Annotated in this window: 7 protein-coding genes and 1 other RNA gene; 4 read left to right on the forward strand and 4 right to left on the reverse strand. The window is 68.4% G+C overall.

The window, feature by feature from the left end; genetic code table 11:
- Positions 1-118, reverse strand: a transfer-messenger RNA (tmRNA) gene (gene ssrA, locus ACK5KK_RS15950); the annotation flags it as partial.
- Between the two features lie 122 nt (positions 119-240).
- Here ssrA and ACK5KK_RS15955 point away from each other — a divergent pair.
- Positions 241-867, forward strand: coding sequence for an SIMPL domain-containing protein (locus tag ACK5KK_RS15955; RefSeq protein ID WP_416891066.1), 627 nt, complete (start codon positions 241-243; stop codon positions 865-867).
- A 36-nt stretch (positions 868-903) separates the two neighbouring features.
- On the opposite strand, the gene smpB is transcribed toward ACK5KK_RS15955, so the two are convergent.
- The 3 genes from smpB to ftsE all read right to left on the reverse strand — a co-directional run bounded on the left by smpB (position 904) and on the right by ftsE (position 3358).
- The gene (smpB, locus tag ACK5KK_RS15960) at positions 904-1380 is read right to left on the reverse strand and encodes an SsrA-binding protein SmpB (protein WP_416891067.1); all 477 of its coding nucleotides are present in this window, start codon (positions 1378-1380) and stop codon (positions 904-906) included.
- Positions 1381-1448: 68 nt separating this feature from the next.
- Positions 1449-2363: a permease-like cell division protein FtsX gene (gene ftsX, locus ACK5KK_RS15965; RefSeq protein ID WP_416891068.1), complete on the reverse strand. Its 915-nt coding sequence runs from the start codon at positions 2361-2363 to the stop codon at positions 1449-1451.
- The gene (ftsE, locus tag ACK5KK_RS15970; protein ID WP_416891069.1) at positions 2360-3358 is read right to left on the reverse strand and encodes a cell division ATP-binding protein FtsE; all 999 of its coding nucleotides are present in this window, start codon (positions 3356-3358) and stop codon (positions 2360-2362) included. Before ftsE ends, ftsX begins: the two co-directional genes overlap by 4 nt.
- Positions 3359-3601: 243 nt before the next feature.
- Here ftsE and ACK5KK_RS15975 point away from each other — a divergent pair, with 243 nt between their 5' ends.
- From ACK5KK_RS15975 to ACK5KK_RS15985, 3 genes are all read left to right on the forward strand, one after another.
- Positions 3602-4174 (forward strand): hypothetical protein, encoded by a 573-nt coding sequence (locus ACK5KK_RS15975; RefSeq protein WP_416891070.1) that lies wholly within the window; start codon positions 3602-3604, stop codon positions 4172-4174.
- A gap of 100 nt (positions 4175-4274) precedes the next feature.
- A complete protein-coding gene (locus ACK5KK_RS15980; protein WP_416891071.1) occupies positions 4275-4493 on the forward strand; it encodes a hypothetical protein in 219 nt (72 codons plus the stop codon).
- A 27-nt stretch (positions 4494-4520) separates the two neighbouring features.
- The gene (locus ACK5KK_RS15985) at positions 4521-4853 is read left to right on the forward strand and encodes a MafI family immunity protein (protein ID WP_416891072.1); all 333 of its coding nucleotides are present in this window, start codon (positions 4521-4523) and stop codon (positions 4851-4853) included.
- Positions 4854-5054: the final 201 nt, after the last annotated feature.

Consider the following 5054-nt stretch of genomic DNA (forward strand, 5'->3'; position numbering starts at 1 on the left):
GAAGTCAGAGCGATATGCATCGGCACTTATTGGTTTGCAGAGGGCGTTCACGAGATAACTCTGCATCCTCGGCCCGCTTCTCGTCGCTTCACAGGCGATGTCGAAACCGATCATCCCCGAACGCCGCACGGCGAGAAGCCACTGTCACGCTGTGGAGTTGTCTCTCGGATGCTGATGCGTCCGAGCATCCCAGAATACAACGGATGCAAGCGCCGCGCCATTCCGCGTAGGCTCCCGATCATGAGCGAGGTCATCATCACGGTGCGCGGCGAGAGCCGCCGCAGCGTCCCCGCCGAACGAGCGACGGCACAGATCACGGTCGCCGTCGACGGGCCCGAGCGCGGCGCTGTGATCGAGCGGATCGCCGCGATCGCGGAGCCGGTGCGCACGGGCCTCGCCCACCGGCACGAGCGGGGTGTCGTCGCCGCGTGGCACAGTCAGCGGCCCGCGGTCTGGTCCGAGTGCCCGGAGAACCGTGACGGCACGCAGCTCCCCCTCGTGCACCACGCAACGGTCGACATCAGCGCGACGTTCACCGACACGATGGCCCTCTCGGACTGGCTGAACACCCTGGCCGTGCACGACGGCATCCAGATCGGCCCCCTCACGTGGGAGCTCGCGCCGCAGTCGCACGCCCGCATCGAGCGCGAGGTCGCCTTCGAGGCTGTCGCCGTCGCCGTCGAACGCGCTCACGCCTACGCCGGCGCGATCGGCCGCGGCACACTGACGCCGGTCGAGATCGCCGATGCCGGCATGCTCGGCGACAACGCCCGCACAGCGACCATGCTGCGCGCGTCGGCCATCGACATCCACCCCGACGACATCACGATCGCGGCCGCCGTCGAGGCCCGCTTCCGCGCGACCTAGCCTCGGCATCGACACTCGACGGGTCGCACCGGCCGGTCAGTCCCCCAGCCGGTTGCGTGTGCGCATGGCGCGCTCGGCCTCGCGCTTGTCTTCGCGTTCCCGGATCGTCTGCCGCTTCTCGTACTCGCGCTTGCCCCGGGCCACGGCGATCTCCACCTTGGCGCGGCCGTCGGAGAAGTACAGCTTCAGCGGAACCAGTGTGTACCCGCCCGCGGAGATGGCGTGGCTCAGCTTGATGATCTCCTCTTTGCGCAGCAGGAGCTTGCGGGTGCGCTTGGCAGCGTGGTTCGTCCAGTGGCCCTGGGAATACTCCGGAATGTGGACGGCGTCGAGAAACGCCTCGTCGCCCTGGATGAACGCGTAGCCATCGGTGATGTTCGCCCGGCCCTGCCGCAACGACTTCACCTCCGTGCCCGTCAGCACCAAACCGGCCTCGTAGGTCTTCTCGATGGCGTAATCGTGGCGCGCGCGACGGTTGGTCGCGATGACCTTCTCGCCACGTTCCCTGGGCATGCTGACTCCTCGATGTTGCCGGCGGGGTCTGCGCTCGGCAGCCGATCAGTCTAACGGACGCGGGCCGGTCAGATGCGCAACCAGCGGCGGATGGCGAAGCCTGCCGACAACGCCGCCAGCAGCAGACCGACGCCGACGATCAGCGGGATGACCACGGCGACGTCGCTCAGATCCACCCAACTGGTCACGAAGTCCACGCGCTCACGGAGATAGCGCTGCACACCGAAATGCACGCCGAGCACGATGGCGCCGCCGGCGAGCAGCGAACCGATGAAGGCGGCGAACACGCCCTCCAGGATGAACGGAGTCTGAATGAACCGGTTCGACGCCCCGACCAGTCGCATGATGCCGAGTTCTCTTCGCCGGGCGTACGCGGACAGGCGGATCGTCGTGGCGATCAGCAGCACCGCCGCCACGAGCATGAGCCCCGCGATGCCCACCGCGATGTAGGTCGCGATCGTCAACGCCGTGAACAGCGGCTCCAGGTACTGCATCTGGTCCTTGACTTCTTCGACCCCGTCCATGCCGCCGAAGGCTTCTGCGATCACGTCCGTCTTGCTCGGATCGACCAGGTTCACCCAGTACGTCTCGCCGAGCTGCTCCGGGGTGATGAAGTCGGCGTAGTCGTCGCCGTAGAGGTCGAGGACCTTCTGGTAGGCCTCATCGGCGGACTCGAAACGCACGCCCCGCACGACGTCGACCAGGGCATCGCTGTCCAGTCGTACGCGGACCGCATCCAGCTGCTCGGCGGTGGCGGCCCCGTCCGCACACGACGCGGTGGACGAGTCCGCCCGGCACATGAAGACCGCCACCTGGGCGCGGTCCACCCAGTAGTCGCGCATCTTGCTGATCTGCATCTGCATCAGCATCGCGGCGCCGACGAAGGTCAGCGACACAAAGGTCACCAGCACCACGGAGACGACCATCGACGCGTTGCGCCGCAGGCCCGACAATGCTTCAGCCAGGACGAGACCGAACCTCATGAGGTCGGCCCCACATTCTCGGCGCCGTCCTCGCCGCGCTCCCCGAGCCCCAACCGGTCGGCGACGCCGGGACCGTCCAGGCCCAGCGCCTCCAGATCGACGTCGGGGGCGTCGATCGCGATCGGCCGTGCGGTCGTGGATGCCGCGGGAGCGGGCTCCCGCACGTCCTCCTCCGGCGGTGGCTCGGCGGCGGGGTGCGCCCGGGACAGTTCGTCGCGCTCGATCTCGCGCTGCAACTCGATCACCGCGGACAACGCCGCATCGGCGGCCGCGCCGCGCTCGGCGGCGGGGGCGAGCGTGGGGATGTTCGAGCGGTCGCCGTAACCGCCGTGCGTGTCGTCGCGCACCACGACGCCGCCGCGCAACTCGATGACGCGCCGCTGCATCTGGTCGACGAAGGCCGCCGCGTGGGTGGCCATGACCACCGTCGTGCCACCCGCGTTGATCCGCGCCAGCAACTGCATGATGTCCACCGATGTCGCCGGGTCGAGGTTTCCGGTCGGTTCATCCGCGAGCAGGATCTGCGGCCGGTTCACCAGCGCGCGCGCGATGGCGACGCGCTGCTGTTCACCGCCAGAGAGCTCGTGCGGCAGGCGCTTGTTCTTGCCTTCCAGGCCCACCAGGTCGAGCACCTCGGCCACCGACTGCTGGATGAAGGCTCGGGAGGAACCGATGACCTGCAGCGTGAAGGCGACGTTCTGGAACACCGTCTTGTTGGGCAGCAGCCGGAAGTCCTGGAACACCGCACCGATGTGCCGACGGAAGTAGGGCACCTTGCGCGACGACAGCGTACTCAGGTCGCGTCCGAGGACGACGACGTGCCCCTCGGTGGGCGTCTCTTCCCGCAGTACGAGCCGCAGACACGTGGACTTGCCCGACCCCGAGGCACCGACCAGGAACAAGAACTCACCGCGCTGCACCTCGAAGGCGAGGTCGCTCAGGGCCGGCTTGGTGGTGCCGCGGTAGCGCTTGGTGACGTGGTCGAACCGGATCATGACCTGTCGAGCCTATGCGTCGCGCCGGTGAGCGCCCTGTGCGACACCCCCGGGGTCGCACGAAAGTCCGGCGCGAGCCCGTGGTCACTCCCCCATCCCCGTGATATCAATGGGAGAAGGGGGCAGGGAAGAGCGGGGATGCACACGGCGGCGCGACATCGGCACGGCCATCGAAAAGACGAACAGTTCGGACGCCCCGTGGCGGCACACGTCGGCGGTTCGCGGTCGGTCGGCCGTGTTCTCTTGGGAACTGCGCTCGCCCTGATCATCCTTGCGTTGATCATCGTGGGCATCGTGATCGCGGTGGCCGCCACGAACCCGCGCACGGGCGACTCGGCGGGCGTGGCGACCCCGGCGGTGGCGCCTGCCGTCTCCCCCTCCGCCCGGCGGGTGGGGGCCGGCTCCGCCGCGACCCCGCTGCCGGTCGGAGCCGATGTCGTCGGCGAGGACTACACCGTCAGCGTCAACGGATTCGAGCGCGATGCCACCGCGACGGTCCTCGCGGCCAGTCCACTCAACCCACCGCCGCCGACCGGTTTCGAGTATGCCGTGGTGAACCTCACCGTGACCTACACGGGCGACGGGTCGGGACACTCGTCCTTCACGGCGTGCCAGTACATCACCGACGACGGCGCGGTCATCACCCCCGTCGACACCGTCACCGTGGCGCCGGAGCCAGCCCTCGGACTGCGGGCACTCACGCCGCACGCGAGCGTCGACGGCAACATCGTCGTCGCGATCCCCGACGGGGATCGCGGGATGCTGCGGGTACGCCCGGGAACGGACGCCGATCACGTCTACGTCGAACCCGACTGATGCCGGCTCGCTCCGTGCAACGATCAGCCGACAGCACCGCCCGTGCGGCCTCCGCTCCCCCGCCGAACACGATCACCGAGAACCACATCGGCAGGTGCGCATGGGCAAGCTGGTCGATCGCTCGGATGCCCATCCCGAGCAGCACGCCGACGATCACCGCCGCCAGCGGGACGGGCCACAGCCGGGAGCCGACGGCATCCTTCGCCCACGCGAGCCGATGGCGCCGCGCCCGCGCCCCGCGCTGGTCGTCGTGTCGACGGGTTCATGCCGACAGACTCTTGCCGCCGGGTTGAGCCGCTGGCCCGGACGCGAGGCATGAGCTCGGCCCCCATGAGAGCATCCGTGTATGAACGAGTGGAAGCAAACGCGTCGACGGCTGTCCGCCGTGCTGGTCAGGCTGGATGATCGACTCGCCCATGACGACGTGAAGGAGGTTCGCTCCTTCATCGCCGCCGGTGAGTACGGTCTGGCTCTGGAGTTGATCGCGGATGCCTGCTGCGAGCACGACGTTGCGCTGCGCGACGACGAACGCGCGGAGATGCTCGCCCTCTACGCGCGCATGGAGTTGAGCGACCGGGTGCCGGTCGCGCTCTCGCTCTGCCCCGCCATCGGTTCACGGACGGCACCGACCAACGGGGAAACGCCTCACGGCGCTCCCGGGGTCGTGTTTTGCGTTTGACTTAATGAGGCAGGAGCGGGGAAGAATACCCGGCCATTCGTGGGCGTGTCTGACACGTCTGGAGGATGGTCATGTCGTCGGCTGGTGCTGTGAGAGAAGAACGCAAGCCTCGTCGGCTGCTGCCGCCGAGCGAGAAGTGGGAGCTGTTCGTGTCGGTGCTGACCGGGCAGTTCACCCAGCGGGAGGCCGCCGCGAAGTGGC

It is taken from the genome of Microbacterium sp., from assembly GCF_047972865.1.
Lineage (GTDB): Bacteria > Actinomycetota > Actinomycetes > Actinomycetales > Microbacteriaceae > Microbacterium.

Excerpts from the sequence above, each read along its gene's own strand:
- ACK5KK_RS15955 (WP_416891066.1), top strand. The coding sequence starts at position 241 with ATGAGCGAGGTCATCATCACGGTGCGCGGCGAGAGCCGCCGCAGCGTC.
- smpB (WP_416891067.1), bottom strand. The coding sequence starts at position 1,380 with ATGCCCAGGGAACGTGGCGAGAAGGTCATCGCGACCAACCGTCGCGCG.
- ftsX (WP_416891068.1), bottom strand. The coding sequence starts at position 2,363 with ATGAGGTTCGGTCTCGTCCTGGCTGAAGCATTGTCGGGCCTGCGGCGC.
- ftsE (WP_416891069.1), bottom strand. The coding sequence starts at position 3,358 with ATGATCCGGTTCGACCACGTCACCAAGCGCTACCGCGGCACCACCAAG.
- ACK5KK_RS15980 (WP_416891071.1), top strand. The coding sequence starts at position 4,275 with ATGGGCAAGCTGGTCGATCGCTCGGATGCCCATCCCGAGCAGCACGCC.
- ACK5KK_RS15985 (WP_416891072.1), top strand. The coding sequence starts at position 4,521 with ATGAACGAGTGGAAGCAAACGCGTCGACGGCTGTCCGCCGTGCTGGTC.